General features: G+C 65.5%; 24 protein-coding genes. 16 read left to right on the top strand and 8 right to left on the bottom strand.

What is annotated here, in order from left to right:
• The first annotated feature begins 42 nt into the window (after positions 1–42).
• Positions 43–1,035, top strand: coding sequence for a sensor histidine kinase (locus A5622_RS22255; protein WP_066881265.1), 993 nt, complete (start codon positions 43–45; stop codon positions 1,033–1,035).
• An 850-nt stretch (positions 1,036–1,885) separates the two neighbouring features.
• Here A5622_RS22255 and A5622_RS29355 read toward each other — a convergent pair.
• Complete coding sequence (locus tag A5622_RS29355) at positions 1,886–2,107, bottom strand: hypothetical protein (protein ID WP_156753051.1); 222 nt, start codon at positions 2,105–2,107, stop codon at positions 1,886–1,888.
• Positions 2,108–2,356: 249 nt separating this feature from the next.
• Between A5622_RS29355 and A5622_RS22250 the strand changes: the two genes are divergently transcribed.
• A complete protein-coding gene (locus A5622_RS22250) occupies positions 2,357–2,863 on the top strand; it encodes a homocitrate synthase (RefSeq protein WP_066881263.1) in 507 nt (168 codons plus the stop codon).
• A 112-nt stretch (positions 2,864–2,975) separates the two neighbouring features.
• Here A5622_RS22250 and A5622_RS22245 read toward each other — a convergent pair whose 3' ends face one another.
• Positions 2,976–4,454 (bottom strand): cytochrome P450, encoded by a 1,479-nt coding sequence (locus A5622_RS22245; protein ID WP_066881262.1) that lies wholly within the window; start codon positions 4,452–4,454, stop codon positions 2,976–2,978.
• 114 nt (positions 4,455–4,568) lie between these two features.
• Between A5622_RS22245 and A5622_RS22240 the strand changes: the two genes are divergently transcribed.
• Positions 4,569–5,204 carry a TetR/AcrR family transcriptional regulator gene (locus A5622_RS22240; RefSeq protein WP_066881260.1) on the top strand — a complete coding sequence of 212 codons (636 nt, stop codon included), beginning with the start codon at positions 4,569–4,571 and terminating at the stop codon, positions 5,202–5,204.
• Between the two features lie 30 nt (positions 5,205–5,234).
• Positions 5,235–6,164, top strand: coding sequence for an SDR family oxidoreductase (locus A5622_RS22235; protein WP_066881258.1), 930 nt, complete (start codon positions 5,235–5,237; stop codon positions 6,162–6,164).
• Here A5622_RS22235 and A5622_RS22230 read toward each other — a convergent pair.
• Both A5622_RS22230 and A5622_RS22225 read right to left on the bottom strand, forming a co-directional pair.
• On the bottom strand, positions 6,099–7,136 hold the full coding sequence (locus A5622_RS22230; protein WP_066881334.1) for a DNA polymerase IV: 1,038 nt from the start codon (positions 7,134–7,136) through the stop codon (positions 6,099–6,101). The two genes, A5622_RS22235 and A5622_RS22230, sit on opposite strands and share 66 nt — an antisense overlap.
• Positions 7,133–7,741: a TetR/AcrR family transcriptional regulator gene (locus tag A5622_RS22225; RefSeq protein WP_066864746.1), complete on the bottom strand. Its 609-nt coding sequence runs from the start codon at positions 7,739–7,741 to the stop codon at positions 7,133–7,135. Before A5622_RS22225 ends, A5622_RS22230 begins: the two co-directional genes overlap by 4 nt.
• Before the next feature lie 59 nt (positions 7,742–7,800).
• Here A5622_RS22225 and A5622_RS22220 point away from each other — a divergent pair, with 59 nt between their 5' ends.
• The 8 genes from A5622_RS22220 (at position 7,801) to A5622_RS22185 (ending at position 17,506) form a co-directional block, all read left to right on the top strand.
• Positions 7,801–8,388, top strand: coding sequence for an NAD(P)H-dependent oxidoreductase (locus tag A5622_RS22220; RefSeq protein ID WP_066864743.1), 588 nt, complete (start codon positions 7,801–7,803; stop codon positions 8,386–8,388).
• 505 nt (positions 8,389–8,893) lie between these two features.
• Positions 8,894–9,133, top strand: coding sequence for a redoxin NrdH (locus A5622_RS22215; protein ID WP_064877378.1), 240 nt, complete (start codon positions 8,894–8,896; stop codon positions 9,131–9,133).
• Between the two features lie 32 nt (positions 9,134–9,165).
• The gene (gene nrdI, locus A5622_RS22210; RefSeq protein WP_232003020.1) at positions 9,166–9,687 is read left to right on the top strand and encodes a class Ib ribonucleoside-diphosphate reductase assembly flavoprotein NrdI; all 522 of its coding nucleotides are present in this window, start codon (positions 9,166–9,168) and stop codon (positions 9,685–9,687) included.
• Positions 9,657–11,822 carry a class 1b ribonucleoside-diphosphate reductase subunit alpha gene (gene nrdE, locus A5622_RS22205; protein WP_066881256.1) on the top strand — a complete coding sequence of 722 codons (2,166 nt, stop codon included), beginning with the start codon at positions 9,657–9,659 and terminating at the stop codon, positions 11,820–11,822. The genes nrdI and nrdE overlap by 31 nt, the downstream gene beginning before the upstream one ends.
• Positions 11,823–11,982: 160 nt before the next feature.
• Complete coding sequence (locus A5622_RS22200) at positions 11,983–12,885, top strand: SAM-dependent methyltransferase (protein WP_066881254.1); 903 nt, start codon at positions 11,983–11,985, stop codon at positions 12,883–12,885.
• Between the two features lie 71 nt (positions 12,886–12,956).
• Entirely contained in the window at positions 12,957–13,400 is a 444-nt protein-coding gene (locus A5622_RS22195) for an MmpS family transport accessory protein (RefSeq protein WP_066864734.1), read from the top strand.
• Entirely contained in the window at positions 13,376–16,252 is a 2,877-nt protein-coding gene (locus A5622_RS22190; protein ID WP_369829251.1) for an RND family transporter, read from the top strand. The genes A5622_RS22195 and A5622_RS22190 overlap by 25 nt, the downstream gene beginning before the upstream one ends.
• Before the next feature lie 279 nt (positions 16,253–16,531).
• Positions 16,532–17,506, top strand: a complete 975-nt coding sequence (locus tag A5622_RS22185; protein WP_066881250.1) for an AraC family transcriptional regulator — start codon at positions 16,532–16,534, stop codon at positions 17,504–17,506.
• A 63-nt stretch (positions 17,507–17,569) separates the two neighbouring features.
• Here A5622_RS22185 and A5622_RS22180 read toward each other — a convergent pair whose 3' ends face one another.
• A complete protein-coding gene (locus A5622_RS22180; protein WP_066864725.1) occupies positions 17,570–18,037 on the bottom strand; it encodes a glyoxalase/bleomycin resistance/extradiol dioxygenase family protein in 468 nt (155 codons plus the stop codon).
• Positions 18,038–18,112: 75 nt separating this feature from the next.
• On the opposite strand from A5622_RS22180, the gene A5622_RS22175 reads away from it, so the two are divergent.
• The 3 genes from A5622_RS22175 to A5622_RS22165 all read left to right on the top strand — a co-directional run bounded on the left by A5622_RS22175 (position 18,113) and on the right by A5622_RS22165 (position 21,396).
• Complete coding sequence (locus A5622_RS22175; RefSeq protein WP_197497871.1) at positions 18,113–18,895, top strand: helix-turn-helix domain-containing protein; 783 nt, start codon at positions 18,113–18,115, stop codon at positions 18,893–18,895.
• 80 nt (positions 18,896–18,975) lie between these two features.
• A complete protein-coding gene (locus A5622_RS22170; protein WP_156748738.1) occupies positions 18,976–19,704 on the top strand; it encodes a TetR/AcrR family transcriptional regulator in 729 nt (242 codons plus the stop codon).
• A gap of 153 nt (positions 19,705–19,857) precedes the next feature.
• Complete coding sequence (locus tag A5622_RS22165) at positions 19,858–21,396, top strand: NAD(P)/FAD-dependent oxidoreductase (RefSeq protein ID WP_066881248.1); 1,539 nt, start codon at positions 19,858–19,860, stop codon at positions 21,394–21,396.
• On the opposite strand, the gene A5622_RS22160 is transcribed toward A5622_RS22165, so the two are convergent.
• Complete coding sequence (locus tag A5622_RS22160; protein WP_066864715.1) at positions 21,393–22,313, bottom strand: SDR family NAD(P)-dependent oxidoreductase; 921 nt, start codon at positions 22,311–22,313, stop codon at positions 21,393–21,395. The two genes, A5622_RS22165 and A5622_RS22160, sit on opposite strands and share 4 nt — an antisense overlap.
• Before the next feature lie 102 nt (positions 22,314–22,415).
• On the opposite strand from A5622_RS22160, the gene A5622_RS22155 reads away from it, so the two are divergent.
• Positions 22,416–22,988 carry a TetR/AcrR family transcriptional regulator gene (locus A5622_RS22155; protein ID WP_066881246.1) on the top strand — a complete coding sequence of 191 codons (573 nt, stop codon included), beginning with the start codon at positions 22,416–22,418 and terminating at the stop codon, positions 22,986–22,988.
• Here A5622_RS22155 and A5622_RS22150 read toward each other — a convergent pair.
• A complete protein-coding gene (locus tag A5622_RS22150) occupies positions 22,960–23,505 on the bottom strand; it encodes a TetR/AcrR family transcriptional regulator (protein WP_066881244.1) in 546 nt (181 codons plus the stop codon). The genes A5622_RS22155 and A5622_RS22150 overlap by 29 nt on opposite strands.
• Positions 23,489–23,916: SRPBCC family protein (locus A5622_RS22145; protein ID WP_066864706.1), on the bottom strand; the 428-nt coding region annotated here is incomplete at its 5' end. The genes A5622_RS22150 and A5622_RS22145, both read right to left, overlap by 17 nt.

Below are 23,916 nucleotides of genomic sequence, written 5' to 3'. Positions count from 1 at the left end.
CGGGGGAAAGGCGTCAGCCGATCCAGCAGGGGGTTGGCGTAAGTGATCGAAAGCGAGAGCGCTGAAGTGACGGCGGGTAACGAAACCAGACAATACGGTTTCGTCCACACCGCAGGGATTTACCACTCTCAGCAGGAGTTTGTGGACTTGGTGGGCCGCTTCGTCGGCGACGGTTTGGCGTTGGACGAGGCGGTGTTGCTTGCCGTGCCGCCCGAGCCGCTCGAGGTGCTGCGCGATGCGTTGTACGGCGGCGACCAGCTGCCCGCCGGCGTGCGCATGGTCGACGTCACCGAGGTGGCACGCAATCCGAGCCGGTTCATGGCGACGGAGGGCGCGTTCATCGACGAGCACCCGGAGCAGCGCGTGCGGATCGTCAGCCAGCTCGCGTGGCCCGGCCGCAGCGATGAGGAGTTCGTCGCCTGTATCGAGCACGAGGCTCTGGTCAACGAGGCCATGGACGGCTACCCGGCGACCAGCCTGTGCCTGTACGACGCCAGCCAGCTCGACGATGAGGTGCTGGCGGACGCGCGCGCGACCCATCCGCTGCTGTGGGAATCCGGTGCGCTGCAGCACAGCCCGGCGTATGCCCCCGGCGACGTCCTGGAACGCTGCAACCGGCCGCTGGCCGCCGGTCCCGGGGCCGTCACGTACATGGTCCGCAAATCGGCGGACCTTCGGCCCGCCCGGTCCTTTGCCGTCGACTACGCGGGCTGGATGGGGCTGTCCCAGGAAAGCATCGAAGATCTGCAACTGGTCGCCACCGAGTTGGCCACCAACAGCCTGATGTACACCGGGGGCGCCTGTCGGTTGGCCTTCTGGAAAGACGACGGCCATCTGGTCTGCGAGGCGCGCGACTCCGGACGACTCGACGACCCGCTGGTGGGCCGCCTGGACCCGGGCCCCTGCGGTCCCGCGAGTCGCGGTCTGTACCTCGTCAACGCCATATCGGATCTGGTGCGCACCCACACCACCCGGACCGGTACGACGATCCAGGCGTATCTGCGGTTCGAGCCCGCCGCAGGACCGGCCGGCTAGCCGTAGGGGTCCAGGCAAAAAGCGACCCGCCGAGACGTCAGTCCCAGCGGGTCGCTCGTTTTTCGGTCAGAGGCACACCACCAAAATGCAGGTGCCTCCGGCAGCCGGGGCTCCGCCGGTGGCACCTCCGGTAGTCGCGGTCTCCAAGCATGCGGTCGGTCCGAACAACAGCACGACAAATCCCGCGGCAGCTGCGGCAACTTTAAAAACCTTTTTCGTCCTCATTGAATTCATATCAGGTCCTTCCATCCAGGGCATACTTGGTCTGTGGGTTGACCAACGAATAGATGCTATAACGATCATTCGGCAGACGTAAAGAAATATTCATTATTGCCGCGGTTCCGCTTGGCGAGTGTCATATCCAATCCAATTGTGTACTGCGGCAACAGCTTCCGAGGGGCCGTTGCCATATGAGACGGCGCGCTTAGACATCGTAAACGGTCGAATGTACCGTTAATGCCGGCATCGATTAAATGGCATAGAGCACATCGTGCATGCGATAGTGAAGTCGCAATTGCGATATCCAGCCCGCGCGAAAAAGGCGAGGCCTATTTAATCCGTCACGCAGAACGGGTAAATCAAACGGCCCACTGGGAACCTCCCGCGCAGGCGGCGGCCTAGTGGGTTGCTTCTAGTAATCGGTCAGGGAAGGGTGATGCCGCCGACCCTGATCGCCCGACGTGACGTAAGGCGGTTATCGCAGGGGGACAACGACTATCCGCTGGGCTGCCAGGGGGACCACCTTCGGCCACCCCGAACCGACGATCTGGATTCGTGGGCGGCGTGGTACGAGCACCCGGTGGAAATGCAGCCAGCCAGCCCAGCGTAAGGCGACGTTCTCGCAGTCCCGCTACAGACAGATAAGGCTGCCGCAGGCCCCAGAACCGCCGATGACGCCATCACCGCCCGCCGCCGTGGTCGCGCACCCGGCCGGCAACACCATCGCCCCAATCACCCCGAGGGCCGCGACGGCAGCTTTGAGGGTTTTCTTGGTGCTCTTCGCCTTCATGATCGTGCCTTCCATGTGAGGGGTAGTTGAACAGCCGTCTAATTGACTGTCGATCGCCGTCATACCCCCTGTTAAACATGGGTAAACCAAACTTTTAGGATTAATTTCTATATTTTTTTGTACGGTTCGTTTGTGGTCGGGCGGGAGTTGCGGGTGCGGCGCCCCGAGGTCTAATGTCAACGCTCGTGCGTCTTTTCGAGCGTTTCGTAGTAGCTAGCACCCGCAGCGGGGTCTGATCCTGACCGACCCCCCGCTGTGGGTCGGAAAGCTACTGCCGTCGGTCGCTCCAGCAGGCCAGCGAAGACCGGCACGATGACTTTTCCCGAGCGCCATCAGCGCCACTCTTTCCACCCCGCCAGCGCGTGGTTCGGCGAACGCTTCGGCGTCGCGTTGCCCCGCGGCCTGCGCGAACAGGCCGACACCATGTCCTGGGAGGGCTTCGTCGCGACCTACGGACGCAACACCGGCCCACTGCGGCTCGGCCACTGGGAAGCCGCCGACGCAGGTCGCGTCGCGACCCGGCTGGGCCCGCAGGCCCGCGACTTCCGGGCGGTGATCGCCGTGGGCGATCGCATCAGCACGCTCACCGCCGCCGCCGGTGGGCCGATCGCGGCGCTGACCGCGATGCTGCATGAGTGCGGGACGACGGTCGAGATCGTCCGATTTCATCAGATGCGGTCGGCGACCGGCATCGCCACGTTCATCCGCGGTGGCGACGGGGCGCGCACCGAATGGGCGATGGGCTGGTCGGACGATGCGACGCAGTCCGCGTTGCGCGCGGTGATCGCTTGCGCCAACCGGCTTTTCGCTCTCGAGTGAGGCGGCCGCTCTCGGCGATCACGGGGCGAGTTTCATGTGCGCTAGCGCCGGTGATAGCGCACATGAAACTCCGTCCCTACCCCGACGGCGGCCACCGCCGCCGGGGGACGCTCTACAGCGGGCGCAGCACAATCGGCATGCCGTCCATCGGAATCGGCATGCCGCCGTAATCCCAGTGCGGCTGGTAGCCGGGCCGGGCCAGCTCCATCCGGTAGCGGCGCAGCAGCCGGTGCACGACGGTCTTGACCTCCAGCTGACCGAACACCATGCCGATGCACTTGTGGGCGCCACCGCCGAACGGCGCGAACGCATACCGGTGCCTCTTGTGCTCCGAGCGCGGTTCGGCGAACCTCTCCGGGTCGAATTTGTCTGGCTCCGTCCACAATTCGGACAGCCGGTGGTTCATGCCGGGCCAGATGGTGATGTTCGTTCCGGCCGGGATGTAGTGTCCCAGCAACTCGGTGTCGCGCACCGCCATCCGCATGTTGAACGGCAGCGGAGTCACCATGCGCAGCGACTCGTTCATGATGAGTTCGAGCGTTTCCAGCTTCTCCAGCGACTCGATGTCCAGCGGCCCGTCGCCGAGGCGGGCCGACTCCTCGCGCGCCCGCTCCTGCCACTGCGGATTGGCCGCCATGTTGTAGACCATCGTGGTGGTCGTCGAGGTGGACGTGTCGTGGGCGGCCATCATCAAGAAGATCATGTGGTTGACGATGTCGGAGTCGGTGAAGCTGTTGCCGTCGTCGTCCTCGGTGTGGCACAGCACCGTGAGCATGTCGTTGCCGGTGGCGTTGCGGCGATCTCGGACCCGCTCAACGAAGTAGTCCTCCAGCAACTTGCGGGCCTTCAGGCCCCGCCACCATTTGAACGGCGGGATCGGCTGGCGGATGATGGCGCCGCCGGCGCGCGTCGTCGTGGTGAACGCCTGATTGACCTTGGTGACCAGGTCGTGGTCGGACCCCGGCTCGTGACCCATGAACACCAGCGACGCGATGTCGAGGGTGAGCTCCTTCATCGCCGGGTGGAACAGGAACCGCGCGTCATTGGTCGGCCAGTTGGCGACGATGTCGGTCGCCACCCGATCGATGTGCTCGACATATCCGGTCAGCCGGCTGCGGGTGAAGGCCTCCTGCATGATCCGGCGGTGGTACATGTGCTCATCGAAGTCGAGCATCATCAGGCCGCGGTTGAAGAACGGCCCGATCACCGGGTGCCAGCCCTTCTGCGAGAAGTCCTTGTTCCTGTTGGAGAAGACGGCCTGGGTGGAGTCGGGTCCCAGCGCGGTGACCGCCGGCATGATCGGCGAGTCCAGATAGATCAGCGGGCCGTGGTTTCGATAGAGGTGCAACGCATAGTCCGGACCGCCGCGGAACAGCTCGATGATGTGGCCGAGGATCGGCAGCCCGGCGTCGCCCAGCACGGGTTTGAGGTCGCTGCCCGCCGGCGGTTCCGCCAGGATCTTGGTCTGCCACTCGTGGGCCAGCAGACGCTTCTCGATCGCCCCCATCCCCGGGATGGTCTGCAGTGTCGGGGTGAACCGGCGCCGCGCCTGATCCAACAGGTACTGCGGGGTGCTGATGGTGGCGGTCATAAACGCTCCTTTGCGTGCCCTCCCGGTGACGGCCGTCACTGATTCATAACCTTCGCTGAAAAACTTGACGGCTGTCAAGTTTGCTTTTCGGGCGGCGTGGTGCAAGGTCAGGGAGTGACCAGCGACCCCGCCACTCCCGAGCCGGGCGCCCGACGGCGTGGCGACAAGCAACGCCAGGCGATCGTGGCTGCGGTGCGTGAATTGCTGCAGGAAAAGCCTTTTGCGGAGCTGTCGGTCAGCACCATCAGCCTGCGGGCCGGGGTGGCCCGGTCCGGCTTCTATTTCTATTTCGACTCCAAATACGCGGTGCTGGCGCAACTGATGGCCGAAGCCACCGAGGAACTCGAAGAGCTCACGCAGTACTTCGCGCCACGCCAGCCGGGGGAGTCGCCCGAGGAGTTCGCCAAGCGGATGGTCGGCAGCGCGGCCGCGGTCTACGCGCACAACGACCCGCTGATGACCGCCTGCAACGAGGCCCGCCACACCGACGTCGAGATCCGCGACCTGCTGGACCAGCAGTTCGAGGTGGTGTTGGGCCAGATCGTCGCGATTGTGGAGGCCGAGATGAAGGCCGGAACCGCCAATCCGATCAGCGACGACCTGCCGACCCTGATCCGCACCCTGGCCGGCACCACCGCGCTGATGTTGACCGGCGACCCGGTGCTGGCCGGAGCCGACAGCGATCGGGACCGGCGGGTGCGCGTGCTCGAGCGGCTGTGGTTGCACGCGCTGTGGGCGGGCCGTCCCTAGCGCGGTGGTACCGCCGGTATCGTCACCGCCATGGCGCAGAGGGGATCCGGGCGGTCTTTCGCGGGGAAGCGGTGCCTGGTCACCGGTGCGGCCAGCGGCATCGGGCGTGCCACGGCGTTACGGCTGGCCGCGCAGGGCGCCGAACTTTATCTGACCGACCGGGATCGCGACGGCCTGGAGCAGACGGTCGCCGACGCGCGCGCACTGGGCGCTCAGGTCCCCGAGCATCGGGCCCTGGACATCGCCGACTACCAGCAGGTGGCGGCGTTCGCCGCCGACATCCACGCCGCACATCCCAGCATGGACGTCGTGCTGAACATCGCCGGCGTCTCGGCGTGGGGCACGGTCGACCGGCTCACCCACGAGCAGTGGAGCAAGATGATCGCCATCAACCTGATGGGCCCGATCCACGTCATCGAGACGTTCGTCCCGCCGATGGTGGCGGCCAAGCGCGGCGGGCATCTGGTCAACGTGTCCTCGGCGGCCGGGCTGGTGGCCCTGCCCTGGCATGCCGCCTACAGCGCCAGCAAGTACGGGCTGCGCGGCCTGTCGGAGGTGCTGCGCTTCGACCTGGCCCGCCACCGGATAGGCGTGTCGGTGGTGGTGCCCGGCGCGGTGAACACCCCGCTGGTGAACACCGTGGAGATCGCGGGCGTGGACCGCGAAGACCCCAACGTCGCGCGGTGGGTGCGCCGATTCGCCGGCCATGCCGTGTCGCCGGAGAAGGCCGCCGACAAGATCCTGGCCGGGGTGGCCAAGAACCGATACCTGATCTACACCTCGGCCGACATCCGCGCGTTCTACGCCTTCAAAAGGCTTGCGTGGTGGCCCTATAGCGTGGCGATGCGCCAGGTGAACGTGATCTTCACCAAGGCGCTGCGGCCCGGCCCGCCGCTAGTCCGGCATGACCAGCTCGAGGCGCACCCCCAGCAAGCGGACCGGCCGGTCGAGCTCGAATAGGTCGAGCACCCGCAGGGCCGCGGCCACGATGACGTCGCGGTCGGTGCTGGGCGCGGCGAGCTTGCGAATCTTGGTGCGCGTGTAGAAGGTCGCGGTCCGTACGGTGACCGCCACCCGGGTCACGACCCGGCCCGCCGCCAGCACGTCCGTCAGCGCCTGTTCGGCCAAATCCGTTACGGCCGTGTCCATTTCGGAGCGATCGGTGAGATCGCGCGGGAAGGTGACGACGTGGCTGCGCGAGCGCGGCACCCACGGCTCGGCGCTGACGTGGCTGTCGCCACCGCCCTTGGCCAACAGCAGCAGCCACAGCCCGGTGCGCGGGCCGAACGTCGCCGTCAGCAGCTCGGCGTCGCAGTGGGCCAGTTGCCGGACCGTCGTGATGTCAAGTTCGGCAAGCTTTTTCGCCGTCTTGGGGCCCACGCCCCATAGCGCGTCGACGGGGCGCTCGGCCATCACCGGCAGCCAGTTCGCATCGGTCAGCACAAAAATGCCGCCCGGTTTCGCGAATCCGGTGGCGACCTTGGCGCGCTGCTTATTGTCGCTGATGCCGACCGAGCAGGACAGCCCGGTTTCCGAGGAGATGACGCTGCGGATCTGCTCGGCGACCTCGGCGGGGTCCTGTGCCGTCACCGCGACATAGGCCTCGTCCCAGCCCCACACTTCGACCGGATGGCCCAGATCGCGCAGCACCCCCATCACCTGATCGGAGGCCGCGTCGTAGGCGGCCGGATCCGAGGGTAGGAAGGTGGCCTCGGGGCAGCGGCGGGCGGCCACGCGCAGCGGCATGCCCGCCCGCACACCGAACTCCCGGGCCTCGTACGAGGCGCAGGTGACGACCTTGCGCGGTTCGTTCGGGTCGCCGCTGCCGCCGACGATGACCGGCAGCCCGGCCAATTCGGGGTGGCGGCGCAACTCGACCGAGGCCAGGAACTGATCGAGGTCGACGTGCAGGACCCAATCCGTGGCGTTCACCGCCCGCACAGCTTGCGTGCCAGGCTCTCCCACGCGTCGCCCAACGTCGCCAGCGTGTGACCGCCCTCGGCCAGTTGATGTTCGACGTAATCGACGTCCAGCAGCGCGAGCAATGCGTCGGTCTGGGCATCGAGGTCGCCGGTGGAATCGGCCGCCTTGAGCAGCATCCGCACGTGCGTGCGTAACACCATCGCCGGTGCGTTGTGCCGGTTCTGCGGGTCGCGATTGGCGGCGGACAGCAGTTCGCAGTGGTCGTGAGCGAAACGGATCCGCTCGCGGCCGAACGCGACCAGCCGGTCCGCCGGGGGCGCGCCGGGGCCCAGGGGCGGCGGACCGAACAGGAACGCCTGCTGAACGGCCTGTTCGTCCTCGTCGAGCAGCACCATCATCAGACCGGCCCGGCTGCCGAAGCGGCGGAACAGCGTGCCCTTGCCCACCCCGGCGGCCGCGGCGATGTCGTCGGTGGTGACGGCGTCGGCGCCGCGCTCGGCGACCAGGTTTCGGGCAGCCTTGAGGAGCAGGGCGCGGTTGCGCGCCGCGTCGCCCCGTTCCTGGTGCACCACCTGGGGCGCGCACACGTGCAACTCACCGGACCGCTCGCTCACCCCTGCACTTTAACGCCGCCGGAATAAAGTGGACTACAGTCCGGTTAGGCAGTGCGAGGATGTACGCAACGATCGAAGGGAACCTGGGAACAGTGGCAATCAAAATCTTGGCGTTAGTGGGAAGCCTGCGGGCCGCGTCGATCAACCGCCAGATCGCCGAACTGGCGCGGGAGGTCGCCGCCGACGACGTGACCGTCACGATCTTCGAAGGCCTCGCGGAACTGCCCTTCTATAACGAAGAGATCGACGACGCGATGAACACCGGCGCGCCGCCGCTGGCCCCGGTGACCGCGCTGCGCGCCGCGGCCGCCGATGCCGACGCCGCCCTGGTGGTGACTCCCGAGTACAACGGCAGCTACCCGGCCGTCGTCAAGAACGCGATCGACTGGCTGTCGCGCCCGTTCGGCGACGGCGCGCTGAAAGGCAAGCCCCTGGCGGTCATCGGGGGATCCTTCGGCCAGTACGGCGGGGTGTGGGCGCACGACGACACCCGCAAGTCCTTCGGCATCGCCGGCGCACGGGTGGTCGAGGCGATCAAACTGTCGGTGCCGTTCAAGACCTTGGCGGGCAAGGCGCCCGGCGAGCACCCCGAGGTGACGGCGAACGTGCGCGACGTGGTCGGCAAGCTGGCCGCCGAAGTCGACTGATTGGCAGAAGTCAACAAGCCGCTCGCCGGGCGACCAGCGCGGTTGCCCTAACCGAATAGCAGAAGCCGCCAGGTCCGCCTGGCGGCTTTGCTGGCTGCGGATGGGTTCGTCGCCGCCGGCGGTGTTGTCGGTGGCCGCTGCTATACCAATCCCTATCGGAACCCCCGCCCCGGCGTGTGATCTGCGACACGCCGAGCGGGTGTCCGGATTTTTCCGCGACAAGGCTCACGACCAGGGAATTTCAAAATTGTTATTCCGAACATCTTGTATCTCGACAACTTGTCACCCACTAGGTGTAGTGTTTCGAGCACCGGCAGATCCCCGGGCCGCCGAGCCAGCCAGGCTCGGCGAACCCCCCGAAATCGGCACCCACAGGTCGTTCGACCTCGCCCGCCGTACGACGGGAATCAGGGGGCCTGGCGGATCGCTGAACCTAGCAAAGACGCAGTCCAAAAGTAGTTGCCAGTCCATTGGGTCCCCCTCTTCCGCAAAGGAGCGGCATTCTATGAGCATCACCGTGTACACCAAGCCGGCATGCGTGCAGTGCAGCGCCACCTACAAGGCGCTCGACAAGCAGGGCATCGCCTACGAGAAGGTCGACATCTCGCTGGACGCCGAGGCGCGTGACTACGTGATGGCCCTGGGATACCTGCAGGCTCCCGTCGTGGTGGCCGGCAACGACCACTGGTCGGGTTTCCGACCGGACCGCATCAAGGCGCTATCGGCGGCGGAACTGAGCGCGTAAGGCAAGACGTCAGGTAAGGAGGTTGCGGTGCCATGGACGGCAGGGGGCGCAACCCAGGTTGGACGAGTGGCGACCCGCTGCGCGCGGCTCGGGACCTGGTTGCCGCGTCCGCGGCATCGCCACTGGTCTATTTCTCCTCGGTGTCGGAGAACACCCACCGCTTCGTCGAGAAGCTGGGGATCCCCGCCACGCGGATTCCGCTGCACGGCCGCATCGAGGTAGACCAGCCCTACGTCCTCGTCCTGCCCACCTACGGCGGCGGCCGGGCCACCCCGGACCTCAACGCCGGCGGTTACGTGCCCAAGCAGGTCATCGCCTTTTTGAACAATGAGCACAACCGGTCGTTGATCCGCGGCGTCATCGCCGCGGGCAACAACAACTTCGGTGCCGAATTCGCCTACGCGGGCAACGTGATCTCGCGCAAGTGCGGCGTTCCGTACCTCTACCGCTTCGAACTCATGGGAACCCAGGACGACGTGGATGCCGTCCGCGCGGGCTTAGCCAATTTTTGGAAGGAACAGACGTGCCACCAACCGTCGCTGCAGAGCCTGTAACCACCGGAGCCCACGCGTTGCCGGGGGAGACGGATTACCACGCGCTCAACGCGATGCTGAATCTGTACGACGCGGACGGCAAGATTCAGTTCGACAAGGACCGCGAGGCCGCGCATCAGTACTTCCTGCAGCACGTCAACCAGAACACGGTGTTCTTCCACAATCAGGACGAGAAGCTTGACTACCTGATCAAGGAGAACTATTACGAGCGCGCGGTTCTCGACCAGTACAGCCGCAATTTCGTCAAGACGCTGCTGGACCGGGCCTACGCCAAGAAGTTCCGGTTCCCGACGTTTCTGGGCGCGTTCAAGTACTACACCTCCTACACGCTGAAGACGTTCGACGGGAAGCGCTACCTGGAGCGCTTCGAGGACCGCGTGGTCATGGTGGCGCTGACGCTGGCCGCCGGCGACACCGTGCTGGCCGAAAAGCTGGTCGACGAGATCATCGACGGGCGATTCCAGCCGGCCACCCCGACGTTTCTGAACTCGGGCAAAAAGCAGCGTGGCGAGCCGGTGAGCTGCTTTCTGCTGCGCATCGAGGACAACATGGAGTCGATCGGGCGATCGATCAACTCCGCGCTGCAGCTGTCCAAGCGTGGCGGGGGAGTTGCGTTGCTGCTGAGCAACATTCGCGAGCACGGCGCCCCGATCAAGAACATCGAGAACCAGTCCTCTGGCGTCATCCCGATCATGAAGTTGCTCGAGGACTCCTTCTCCTACGCCAACCAGCTCGGCGCGCGGCAGGGCGCCGGCGCGGTGTACCTGCATGCGCATCACCCGGACATCTACCGGTTCCTGGACACCAAGCGCGAGAACGCCGACGAGAAGATCCGCATCAAGACGCTGAGCCTGGGCGTGGTGATTCCCGACATCACCTTCGAGCTGGCCAAGAAGAACGAGGACATGTACCTGTTCTCGCCGTACGACGTCGAGCGGGTCTACGGCCTGCCGTTCGCCGACATCTCGGTGACCGAGAAGTACTACGAGATGGTCGACGACGCCCGCATCCGCAAGACCAAGATCAAGGCCCGGGAGTTCTTCCAGACGCTGGCCGAGCTGCAGTTCGAATCCGGCTACCCCTACATCATGTTCGAGGACACGGTGAACCGGGCCAACCCGATCGATGGCAAGATCACCCACTCGAACCTGTGCTCGGAGATCCTGCAGGTCTCCACGCCGTCGGTGTTCAACGATGACTTGTCGTATGCCAAAGTGGGCAAGGACATTTCGTGCAACCTGGGGTCGCTGAACATCGCCAAGACGATGGACTCGCCCGACTTCGCGCAGACCATCGAGGTCGCGATCCGGGCGCTGACGGCGGTGAGCGATCAGACCCACATCACCTCGGTGCCCTCAATCGAGCAGGGCAACAACGAGTCCCACGCGATCGGCCTCGGCCAGATGAACCTGCACGGTTACCTGGCCCGCGAGCGCATCCACTATGGCTCCGAAGAAGGCATCGACTTCACCAACATCTACTTCTACACCGTGCTCTACCACGCACTGCGCGCCTCGAACCGCATCGCGATCGAGCGGGGCAGCAAGTTCGGCGGCTTCGAGAAGTCGAAGTACGCCTCGGGTGAGTTCTTCGACAAGTACACCGAGCGGGTGTGGGAACCGGCCACCCCGCGGGTGCGCGAGATCTTCGCCGAGGCGGGCGTTCGCATTCCCACGCAGGAGGATTGGCAGCGCCTGAAGGAGTCGGTGCAGCAGCACGGCATCTACAACCAGAACCTGCAGGCCGTCCCGCCGACGGGATCGATCAGCTACATCAACCACTCGACCAGCTCGATCCACCCGGTGGCGAGCAAGATCGAGATCCGCAAGGAAGGCAAGATCGGCCGTGTCTACTACCCGGCGCCGTATCTGACCAACGACAACCTGGAGTACTACCAGGACGCCTACGAGATCGGTTACGAGAAGATCATCGACACCTATGCCGCGGCCACCCAGCACGTGGACCAGGGCCTGTCGCTGACGCTGTTCTTCAAGGACACGGCCACCACCCGCGACGTGAACAAGGCGCAGATCTACGCCTGGCGCAAGGGAATCAAGACGCTGTACTACATCCGGCTGCGCCAGATGGCTTTGGAGGGAACAGAGGTCGAGGGCTGCGTGTCCTGCATGCTCTAGCGCCCCGGCGCCCGGTGTAAAGCCGGGCGCCACCGCGTTTTCCGGCCACCGCCCGCGTAATCCGGGTAGACCGGCTGTCGTAGCCGCCCTAACTTTGCATCAGACAGCGACCCGAGCGACGCAGATTCGTTCGGGGGCCAGATGATGCAAAGGGGCGATCATGCCACGGACCCGTGACGATAGTTGGGACCTCAAGACCGGCGTAGGCGCGACGGCGACGATGGTGGCCGCGGCACGGGCGGTCGCCAGCAAGCAAACCGACCCGGTAATCAGGGATCCGTTCGCCGAGGTATTGGTCCGGGCGGTCGGACTACGATTGTTCACCCAAATAGTCGACGGCACAATCAGTTTCTCCGACCTCGATGTCGCCTGGATGCCCGCCTACTTCGGGATGCGCAGTAGCAGCCTCGATGACTTCGCCCTCGACGCGTGTCAGTCGGGCATTCGGCAAGCCGTGATCCTGGCCGCCGGATTGGATTGTCGCGCCTACCGGTTGGATTGGCCGTCGGCGATGTCCATCTACGAAGTCGACCAACCGCGGGTAATCGAGTGGAAGCGCAGCGTCCTGACCGGATTGGGCTGGCCGCCTGCAGACGGGCACCACTGCCTAGGCATCGATTTGCGCCAGGACTGGTCAACGGCATTGCGGCAAGCGGGTTTCGATGGCGCTCAGCCGACCGTCTGGATCGTCGAGGGCCTACTCATCGGGTACCTACCGCCCGAGACACACGACGAGATACTCGACGCGATCACCGCCTTGAGTGCCCCTGGCAGCCGGCTCGGGGCCGACTACATCGACAGCCCCCGGGCCGACGCGCTTGGCGATAACCTGCGAATGCACCATGCGATGTGGAATGAGCGGGACCCCGAAATAGACATGCGCGACCTGACTTTCGCCGGAAAGCACGCCGATCCGGTGGCGTATCTGGCCGAGCGTGGCTGGAAGGCAAGCAGTGCGGATCTCGACACCGTCTTTCGGGCCGCCGGGCGATCCGCTCCCACCGGGGACGGCTTCGCCGAGCTTGCCAGTTTCACCCGGATGCTCAGCGGGTTGCGCACCTAGCGGTTTCGTCGCAGCTGCGTTCACTGTCATCCCCGCATGTCTTTCCTTGGCCCGCAGGAGGGGTCACACTCATGGTCGCGTCCGTACGTCGGCGGCTGGTCAGCAGGCTCTGGCTGCCCGCCCTGGTGGCCGTCGTGGTTGTCCTGGCGGCATTCATCATCGACTCCGCACACGGGATCTTCGGTTCCCAGGACCGAACTCGAAGTCCGGGCAACAAATTCTCGATAGCCCAGTTCAATCCCAAACGCATCGAATACGACATTTTCGGCGATCTCGCGGGGTGGGGAAGGGCCAGCTACTGGGACGTGAACTCCCGCCCCGTACTGGTCGACCTCGCGGCGCTGCCGTGGACACACACCGAAGTAACGGTCTTGACGACGGCCACCGCCGATATCGCCGCGCAGGTGGCAGGCGGCAACATCGGCTGCCGTATCACTGTCGACGGGCAGGTGCGTTCCGAACACACGGCAACCGGTGACCATGCCGGCGTATGGTGCCAGGTGCTGTCCGCATGAACCATAGTGACAACACGCGAAGGCCGTTCTTCGCCAAGGCCATTCGCAGGTTCGCCGTGCCCGTGGTGCTCGCGTGGATCGCCCTCATGGTTGTACTCAACACGGTCGTTCCGCAGCTGGAGCCGGTCACCGAAGCGAACCGGGGTCCGCTGGTCCCGGTCGACGCGCCATCGTCACAAGCACTCATCCACATCGGGCAGGTATTCAAAGAGTCCGACAGCAACAGCCTGGTGATGGTCGTGCTGGAAGGCGAACACAAGTTGGACGAAGGCGACCATGTGTTCTACAACGATCTGGTCGCAAAACTACGGCGCGACAAACACGTTCAATACGTGATGAACCTCTGGGGGCAGGGAACCACCGCCGCGGGGGTGCAGAGCAACGACGGAAAGGCGTCCTACACGCTGGTACGGACCGCCGGCAACCTCGGCTCGGCGGTCTCGGACGAGTCGATCAAGGCGGTGCGAGACCTGGTCTCGCAGAACAAAACCCCGCCCGGTCTGAAGGTCTACGTCTCGGGTTCGGCACCGCTGTCGGCGGATATGCTCGAAGCCGGTAACGAGAGCCTGATCATGATCATGTTCGTCACCATCGTCCTGATCACCGTGATGCTGCTGGTCGTCTACCGCTCGGTCTCGACCGCGCTGCTCGTCCTGCTCATGGTGATGCTGGAACTGAACTGCGGGCGGGGCTTGGTGTCCTTGTTGGCCTTCCACAAGCTCATCGGGATATCGGAGTTCGCGTCGAACCTCTTGGTATCCCTCATCCTCGGCGCGGGCACCGATTACGCGATCTTCTTGATCGGCCGCTATCACGAAGCACGCCACGCTGGCGAAGACCGGGAAACCGCATACTATTCCGCAGTCAACGGCGTGTCGCACGTCATCCTGGGGTCTGGTCTTGCGGTTGCCGGCGCGACGTTCTGCCTCAAATTCACCCGGCTCAATTACTTCAACACCTGTGGGATCCCCTGTGCCGTGGCAATGCTCACCGCGGTCAGCGCCGCCCTGACCTTCGGGCCGGCCGTGCTGGCACTCGGCAGCAGATTTGGGGTATTCGAACCGAAACGCCAAGGAGGCGCCGGCATTTGGCGCAAGATCGGCACGGTTACCGTCCGGTGGCCTGGCCGGGTCCTGTTGGCAAGTTGCCTGGTGGTGCTTGTGGGATCGCTGACGTTGCCCAGCTACCGGCCCAACTACGACGACCGCATCTACATCTCCGATGACAGCCCGTCGAAGCTGGGATATGCCGCGAGCGACAGGCACTTCCCGGTCAGCAGGCTCAACGGCGACATGCTCATGGTCGAGTCCGATCACGATATGCGTAACAGCACGGATATGATCGCATTAGATCGGGTGGCGCGCAGCGTCTTTCACACTCCGGGCGTGGGGTTGATCCAGAGCGTCACCAGGCCGCTGGGGACTCCGCTCGAGCATTCATCCTTCACCTACACAATGGGCTCGATGGGAACGAAGATCAAGGAGCTCGTGCCGTTCCTCACCGACCTGAACACCCGGCTGACCGACATGGCCGACATCACGAGTCGCATGACCGAACTGATGCGTCATCAGCAGCAATTGACGTCACAACAGGCCGGCGCGACGCATCTCGCCGCCAACGCCGCCCAGGGCATGAAAGACGTCACGGATGCGCTGCGGGACAACATCGCCGAGTTCGACGACGTCTGGCGTCCGGTCCGAAGCTACTTCTACTGGGAGAAGCATTGTTTCGACATCCCGCTCTGCTGGTCATTGCGATCGCTGTTCGACGCGACCGACAAGTTCGACCAGCTGGACGAGCAGATGGACAAGAATCTTCAAGCTGCACTGATCCAGGACTCGGTGCTGCCACAACTGGTCGAACTACTCAGCCGAAACGTCGATGAGCTCGACCAACTCCACCGGGTCATCCTGGCTGAGCACAGCACGATCGAACCCCAGTTGGCCCAACTCGACGAGCTGAGCCGCCAGATGATGGACCTGGGTTACGCTTTCGACAGTGCGAAGAACGACGAATTCTTCTACCTACCACCAGACGCCTTCGCGAATCCCTCTTTCCGGATCGACCTGAAATACTTCGTGTCTCCGGACGGCAAAGCCGCGCGATACATGATCTACCACGACGGTGAGGCGCTCACTGCGCAAGGCATCCAGCATGACCAGACCTATCTGGCGGCCGCGCAGGAGGCGCTGAAGGGCACCACCCTCAGTGGCGCCCGCGTCTATCTCGGCGGCGCGGCGACGACGTACTGGGACATCCAGGATGCGGCCAAAACGGACCTGATCATCGCGGCCACCGCAGCATTCGCGTTGATCTTCCTGGTGATGCTGCTCATCACACGAAGCGTGATCGCGGCGTTGGTCATCATCGGAACCGTCGCGTTTTCTTACTCGGGAGCGTTCGGCCTGTCGGTCCTGATCTGGCAGCACGTGCTCGGCATCCCGATGAGCTGGCTTGGCCTGCCGCTCACCTTCATCATCCTGGTTGCGGTCGGCTCTGACTACAACCTGCTGCTCATCGCCCGCTACCTCGAAGAAAGCCGAGCGGGCCTGAACACCGGTCTGATCAGAGCGGTCGCCAACTCGGGCAAGGTGGTCACCACCGCGGGCCTGGTCTTCGCCGTCACCATGATGGCGATGGTTTCCGGGAAGCTGGTCTCGGTGGGGGAAATGGGATCGACGATCGGGATCGGTTTGCTGCTCGACACTCTCATCGTGCGTTCGTTCGTCACCCCCGCGCTTGCCCGGCTCCTCGGACCCTTCTTCTGGTGGCCCCGACTGGTCCGCTCCAGGCCGGCGCGCGCCGCCACCGGGCGTCCGGTGATGCCGATCGAATACGCGGCTGTTCCTTGACGTCAGGGTGTCGCATTTCGTGGGCACAACGGCTCGATAGCCATGGGTGAATCGCGCTGCGCTGGTGCAGGCTTGATTGGCCCTTACCAAACGACGAGCGTGAACGAGGTGACACCGCTTGCAGGCGATTGCGCGCGCGACCGCGCCGCCGGCCTCCGCGGCCTTTCCCTCGTCGCGGCGCCCTCCGCGCCTGCCGGCGAAACCGACGACGTCAGCCGTCGGGCGGGGCTTGAGCGTGCTTGAAATGGCGACGGCGATCCACGAACGGGCCACAGCCTGATGATCGACGGCCTGCGCATCCGGATCGACACCTCGGATCCGGACGACGCGAGAACTCAAGTCGCGTCTGTCTACTGTCCCCATCGCCTCGCTGTAAAAGGCAGGTTATCGGCGTTCCGGGCCCGGCACGCCGAGGGCGGCACCACTGGGCTAGGCGTCTACGCCCTCTCGTATGGGTCGGCTACAACCCTGATGGAATCGTCGACGTTCGACGACTTCGTCCTGGTTTCCCAGCAGATCAGCGGGCGGTTTGCGGCCCGTGCCGCGAGTGGGGAACGGTTGCTGGTGCCCGGCGAACATGTCGTGCTGGACGCGCACACCGCGTATCAGTTGCGTTGGGAAGAGAACTGCAACCTCTTCCATGTGCGGATCGGCCGCACCGAGTTCGAGGCGGCGGTTGGTGAATTCACCGGCACGGACGAGCCGGCCGCGGTCCGATTCCCGTTGGACCGGCACGCCTCCCGGGCGGGAACGGTGGCCGTTGCGAAGGTGATGCAGTTCCTGCTCCGCAACGCCGGACCGAACGGGCTCCTCACGTCCGAGACATTGCTGTCCGCCCAGATACGTCGCATGTTGATAGCGAGCATCGTGGAGGCCTACGCCGGCATTTTTCCGGCGGCCGATGCGGGTCCGAGTGGCCGCGTCGAACCTCCGGCCGTTCGGCGTGCGATCGCCTACCTCGAGGACGCGGCCGCTGAGGACATCAGGATCGGTGACGTCGCGGCCGCAGCACGGTTGAGCACTCGTGCCCTCCAGGAGGCCTTTCGTAGGCACCTGGACACGACTCCCATGGCACACCTGAAGTCGATCCGCCTCGCGCGAGCGCACGCGGAGCTCAGGCAGTCATCAGTCGAGGACGGGACGACGGTGGCCGCCGTCGCATACCGCTGGGGTTTCGGCAATCTCGGCCGGTTCGCGGCCGACTACCGGCGGGAGTTCGGCCGCTCACCGAGCGAGGTACTGCGCGGGCCGTAGCGACGCATCGGCGGAACAGAAGTCGAGGGCTGCGTGTCCTGCATGCTCGAGGACCGCGACCGATCAAAGGTTCTCGGCGCCCCAGTTGGCCAGCCGGCGTTCGCGTTCGGTTGAGTCGATGTCTTCGACCCGCGTCATGATCGACCACCGCTGCCCGAACGGGTCTGTGATGGACCCGAACCGGTCGCCGGTGACGAAGGTCTGGGCCGCCTCCCGCAGTGTGGCCCCCGCGTTCTGGGCCCGCGCCAGCACGGCGTCGACGTCCGCGCAGTAGAGCGCGATCGAGTGGGTGACCGCCTCGGTGCGGCTCGGGGCTTCAAGCTGATAGCTGGGGTTGGGGTCGGACAGCTGCAACCTGCCGCGCCCGAAGTCCAACTCCGCGTGCGCGACCGTGCCATCGGGCCCGAGCATCTTCTCGACGAGTGCCGCGCCGAAGACGTCGGTGTAGAACTCGATGGCGGCTGCGGCTCCGTCGACAACGAGAAAAGGGGTCAAACTCGTGTAGCCCTCGGGGATCGGTTCGGGATTCATGTCGTTCAGCTTGGCTAGATTCGTCGCGTGGACGCTTGTAAAAACACGCCACCGGCGGGAGCGCCGGAGCCCGGTGTGGTCGGGCGGGCTGCCACCGGCTCGATATTCGAGCTCGACCGCACGGTGCCCTCGGTGGCGGCTGCCGAATTCGTCGAGCACTTCTGGTCGGTGCGCTGGGACCTGACCGGGCGGACCCCGCAGGAAAGCTTGGTCATCACTTTCCCATCGATCAATCTCACCCATGAGTGGGGCACCGACTCACCCCGCCATGGGTTCACCCTGCCGGCCACCTTGGTGCACGGCGTGGTTCAGCGGATCTTCGCCATCGAGTTGTCGGGACGCGGCGCGGTGGTCGGCGCGCGCTTCCGGCCGGGCGGATTCACCGCCCGATTCCGACGCGATGCAAGCGCGCTGACCGGCCGGGTTGTGTGCGTCGATGACGACTTATTCGACAGCCCAGCGCTTTTCGACGATGATATCGATGGCACGACCGCGCAACTGGACGCCATGATCGGGACACGCACCGACCCCGACCCGACCTATACGTCACTCAACGCGCTGCTAGACCGGATCCGTGACGACGACGCCATCCAGCGAGTACAGCACGTGATGGCGTGCTCACCGTGGAGCGTGCGAACCACCCAGCGGGTTTTCCGCCACTACGTCGGGGTTCCGGTCAAATGGGTCCTGTGCCGTTACCGCCTGCAGCAGGCGGCGTTGGCAATCGAGACCGATCGATCCGTCGATCTGGCCGATCTGGCGGTTCGCCTCGGCTGGTATGACCAAGCCCACTTCACCAACGACTTCCGCTCGATGCTCGGCTGCAGTCCCGGTGAGTACGCCCAGCGATACGCCTGAACGGGCACGCCCAGCCGTTTGATCGGGCAGTCTGCCCAGGTCAGCGCCCGTCGCGCGGTACAGTGCTTGATGTGGTGAGAATTCCTCGGCCTCCTAGACCCCACCCGGCTGTCAAGCCTGGGGCCAAGGTCGACGCGCGCAGCGAGCGCTGGCGCGAGCACCGCAAGAAAGTGCGCAGCGAAATCGTCGACGCGGCCTTCCGCGCCATCGACCGGCTCGGCCCCGAACTGTCCGTGCGGGAAATCGCCGAGGAGGCCGGCACCGCCAAGCCGAAGATCTACCGGCACTTCCACGACAAGTCGGACCTGTTCCAGGCGATCGGGGAGCGGCTACGCGACATGCTGTGGGCCGCGATCTTCGCGTCCATCGACCTGAAAACGGACTCGGCCCGTGAGGTGATCCGGCGCAGCGTCGAGGAGTACGTGATCCTGGTCGACAAGCACCCCAACGTGCTGCGCGTCTTCATCCAGGGCCGCTCGGCGGCCAGCCCCCAGATCCTGGACGAGGGACGCGGCATCACCCTGGCCGTGGCCGACATGTTCGACAACGAGCTGCGCGAGATGGAACTCGACCACGCGGCGGTCGAACTGGCCGGCAACGCGGCGTTCGGCTGCGCGGCGTCGGCCACGGAGTGGTGGCTGGGCCCCGAGCCGGACAGCCCCCGGCTGATGTCGCGCGAGCAGTTCGTCGCGCACCTGACCACCATCATGATGGGGGTCATCGTCGGGACCGCCGAGGCGCTGGGCATCACGATGAATCCTGACCTGCCGATTCACGACATGGTGACCGTCAAGCCGGCCGTGGGCTGAGCGCAGTTCCGCGTTGACAACCGCCGCGGCCATCGATAACACTCGTCCAAGCCGATACCCTGGGTACTGGGTATCTGCGCCGGCCGGGGCCGCAGCCGAAGACGCCGGCTGACGCCGACCCGCGACACGCCTGGATAGAAGGACCGATCGACCGTGACCGACGTCGTGACACAAACCGAGACAACCCCTGCGGCCAGCGCCTCGAAGCCCGTGCACACGCGCGCCCTCATCATCGGGACCGGGTTCTCCGGTCTGGGGATGGCGATCGCGCTGCAAAAGCAGGGCGTCGGCTTCGTCATCCTGGAAAAGGCCGGCGACATCGGCGGCACCTGGCGGGACAACAGCTATCCGGGGTGCGCCTGCGACATCCCGTCGCACCTCTATTCGTTCTCGTTCGAGCCCAAGCCCGACTGGAAGAACCCGTTCTCCTTTCAGCCCGAGATCTGGGACTACCTCAAGGGCGTCACCGAGAAGTACGGGCTGCGTCGCTACATCGAGTTCGACTCGCTGGTCGATCGGGCCCATTGGGACGATGACGAGAACCGCTGGCACGTGTTCACCGCCGACGGGCGCGAATACGTCGCCCAGTTCCTGATCTCGGGTGCGGGCGCGCTGCACATCCCGTCCATGCCCGACATCGAAGGCCGCGACGAGTTTGCCGGCGCCGCTTTCCATTCCGCCGAGTGGGACCACAGCGTCGACCTGACCGGCAAGCGGGTGGCCGTCATCGGGACCGGCGCCAGTGCGATCCAGATCGTGCCGGAGATCGTCGGGAAGGTCGCCGAACTTCAGCTCTACCAACGCACTCCGCCGTGGGTGGTGCCGCGGTCGAACCCCGAGATTCCGCCGGCGGTGCGCCGGGCCATGGAGAACGTGCCCGGGCTGCGCGCGCTGGTGCGGCTCGCGATCTACTGGGGGCAGGAAGCGCTGGCCTTCGGCATGACCAAGCGGCCGAACCTGCTCAAGTTCATCGAGTCCTACTGCAAATACAACATTCGCCGAGCGGTCAAGGACAAGGAGTTGCGGCGCAAGCTGATCCCGAATTACCGCATTGGGTGCAAGCGAATCCTGAACTCCTCCACCTATTACGGCGCGGTCGCGGACCCGAAGACCGAACTGGTCACCGACCACATCTCGCGGATCACCGCCGACGGCATCGTCACCGCCGACGGCACCCACCGGCCCGCCGACGTGATCGTGTACGCCACCGGCTTCCACGTCACCGACTCCTACACCTACGTCCAGATCAAGGGGCTGCACGGCGAGGACCTGGTGGACCGCTGGAACCGCGAGGGCATCGGCGCGCACCGCGGCATCACCGTCGCCGACGTGCCCAACCTGTTCTTCCTGCTGGGACCCAACACCGGGCTGGGACACAACTCGGTGGTGTTCATGATCGAATCCCAAATCCGTTACGTCGCGGACGCGATCGCGACCTGCGACAAGCTGGGCGCCCAGGCGCTGGCCCCGACCCGCGCCGCCCAGGACAAGTTCAACGCCGAGCTGCAGCGCAGGCTGGGCCCCTCGGTGTGGAACAGCGGTGGCTGCAGCAGCTGGTATCTGGACGAGCACGGCAAGAACACCGTGCTCTGGGGCGGCTACACCTGGGAGTACTGGCGGGCGACCCGTTCGGTCAAGCCGGACGAATACCAGTTCTACGGCGTCAACACGGGCGCACGGGCGGCGGTCTAAAGGCCGACCGAAGTTGTTGCGGCGCTGCGTTGTTCGCGGGCCTGCGACTTCCTGGCGAAGGATCGCAGGTTCTGCCGCACGATGCGGTCCAGCCCCCGGTCGGACACCACGCGGTTGATCCACAACAGGATTGCGGCGTCGCGTCCGATGGTGTAGCGCGTGCGTGGACGCGGTGCGGTCGCGGCCTTGGCGACCACCTTCGCGGCGTGTTCGGCCGAAACGCCCTCCTCGCCGAACGACCGGGCTTGCGCCGTGACGGCCCCGATGAGATCGCCGTAGCGGGCGAGTTGCGCCTCGGTCAGGCTGGCCATCAGGCCCTCGGCGGTGCTGATGCCGCGCTCGGCCATCTCGGTCTTGACCGCGCCGGGTTCGACGACGACCACCTTGATGCCGAGTTCGGCGACCTCCCGCCGCAACGCGTCACTGGCGGCTTCCAGGGCGAACTTCGAACCGGCATACGCGCCATACGTCGGCAACACCACCTTGCCGCCGACCGAGCTGATGTTGACGACGGTGCCTCCGCTGAGCAGCAGGGCCGGCAACAGCTTCTGGGTCATCGCGATGTGGCCGAAGAGGTTTACCTCGAATTGCCGGCGCCACTGGTCGATCGGCAGCGTTTCGACTGGAGAATTGACCGCGATGCCGGCGTTGTTGACCAGCGCGCGCAGGGGACGGCGCAGCGGATCGCGCGCGACGCGGTCGGCGATGGCGGCCACGTCCGTTTCCATCGTGATGTCCAGGATGTGCGGCTCGATGTTTTGTGCGCGCAGCGCCTCGGCGTCCGCGTCGCGGCGCACACCGGCCAGCACATGAAAACCCTTGCGGGCCAATTCTCGAGCGGTGGCCGCGCCGATGCCGGTCGAGGCGCCGGTGACGACGATCAGCTCATTACGGTTGGCGCGATTCGACGACATCATGGGGTTCTCCGATCGAGGGGACCTAGTTTGAGTTGACGCTGTCATCTCAAACTAGCAGTCGAGTTGACATTGTCAACCCAACGACCGGCTTATGCTCTGCGGGTGACGACAAGGGCCGAAAGCGCGGCGGCGACGCGCCGTTCGTTGGTCGAGGCGGCGGGGGTGTTGCTCGACCTCGGCGGTGTCGACGCGGTGACGCTGCGCGAGGTCGGCGCCCGCAGCGGCGTGTCGCGCTCGGCGGCGTATCGGCACTTTGCCGACAAGGAGTCTCTGCTCGCCGAGTTGGCCACCAACGCACTGCGCGAACTGGGTGACGCGCTCGAAGCGTTGGTGGGTAGCGAAGATTCGCCGCAGGAATGTCTGCGGTCGGCCCTGCTGTCGCTGATCGACATCGGCCGCACCCGCCCGCATCTCTACCGCCTGATGTTCACCCCGCCGGCGGGTGACCCGACCGCGGCGATGCAGGCGGCCCAACGCACGCAGGAGCTGTTCCTTCAGATGGTCGGTCGCATCACCGGTCCGCAGCAGGCCCCGCGCTACGGGGCGCTCATTTTGACGAGCGCGCATGGCATTACGGGCCTCGACTTGAGTGGCCACATGGATCTGGACAAGTGGCACACCAGCGCCGAGGAACTCGTCGACACGCTTATTTCGGTGTTGCCAAAAGCCGGATGAAAGCCTGCGCGGCCGCATCCACGCCGGCCTCGTCGTCGGTCGCGACGAGATCCAGCAGCAGGCCGCGTGCGACGGCCAACCCGAGCCGGGCCAAGGCGGGATCGACCGGAGCCTCGGCGATCGCGTCGACCTCGGCCAGCCAACTCTCGACGGCCCCGGGAACCATTCGGGCAAAAGGCTTTTCGCCCTGGGCGGCGCGGGCGTAGCACTCGAAGAACAAGCGCTCGGCTTGGCGCAGCTCGGGTCGACGCAGGTCGGCCCACATCGCCGCGAAGCCCTCGGCCGGGCCGGTCGGCAGTTCGGACAGCACACCCAGCTGCCGGTGCTCGACCGCCTCGACGATTGCCAGGAGCAGGTCTTCGCGAGAGCCGAAGTGGTGCAACAGCATTCGGTGGCTGGTGCCCACTGCGGCGGCCACCTCGCGCAGGGACCGGTCGCCGATGCCGCCGGTGGCGAACTCGGCGACGAGTGCCTCGAGGAGCTGTTGGCGCCGCCCGGTGTCAGGGGTGCGCGCCATCGGCGCGGCTGAGCTGCTCGGCGCGGGCCTTGAGGCCTTGGGCTTCCAGGTCGAGGAAGCGCTTGGTCTTCTTGATCATCAACCGCCCGACGAGGGCCCCCAGCGCGCCGCCCTGGTCGAGTTGCTGGCGCACCAGCGTGCGGCCGCCGGGTTGGGCGATGACGTCGTGGCGTGCGCGCACCCGCACTCCGGGCGAGCGCTGCACCCAGGTCCAGGACCTGCCGGGGTCGAGCTCGGTGACCCGCCACTTCAGCTTCGACATGCCGGGCTGCTTGATCGCGAAGCGCCTGCCGACGGCGAGGGCCGCGCCGTCCAGCCCGGTCAGGGAGGTGACCGAGGCGGTCCAGTCCGGCCAGTGCTCGACGTCGGTGAAGACGTCCCAGACGAGTCGGGGCGGTGCGTCGATCTCGA

This window comes from Mycobacterium sp. 1245801.1 (assembly GCF_001673055.1).
In the GTDB taxonomy this organism is placed as follows: Bacteria; Actinomycetota; Actinomycetes; order Mycobacteriales; family Mycobacteriaceae; genus Mycobacterium; species Mycobacterium europaeum_A.
The sequence above is the reverse complement of the archived record's forward strand: the minus strand, read 5'-3'. Positions and strand labels throughout refer to the sequence as shown.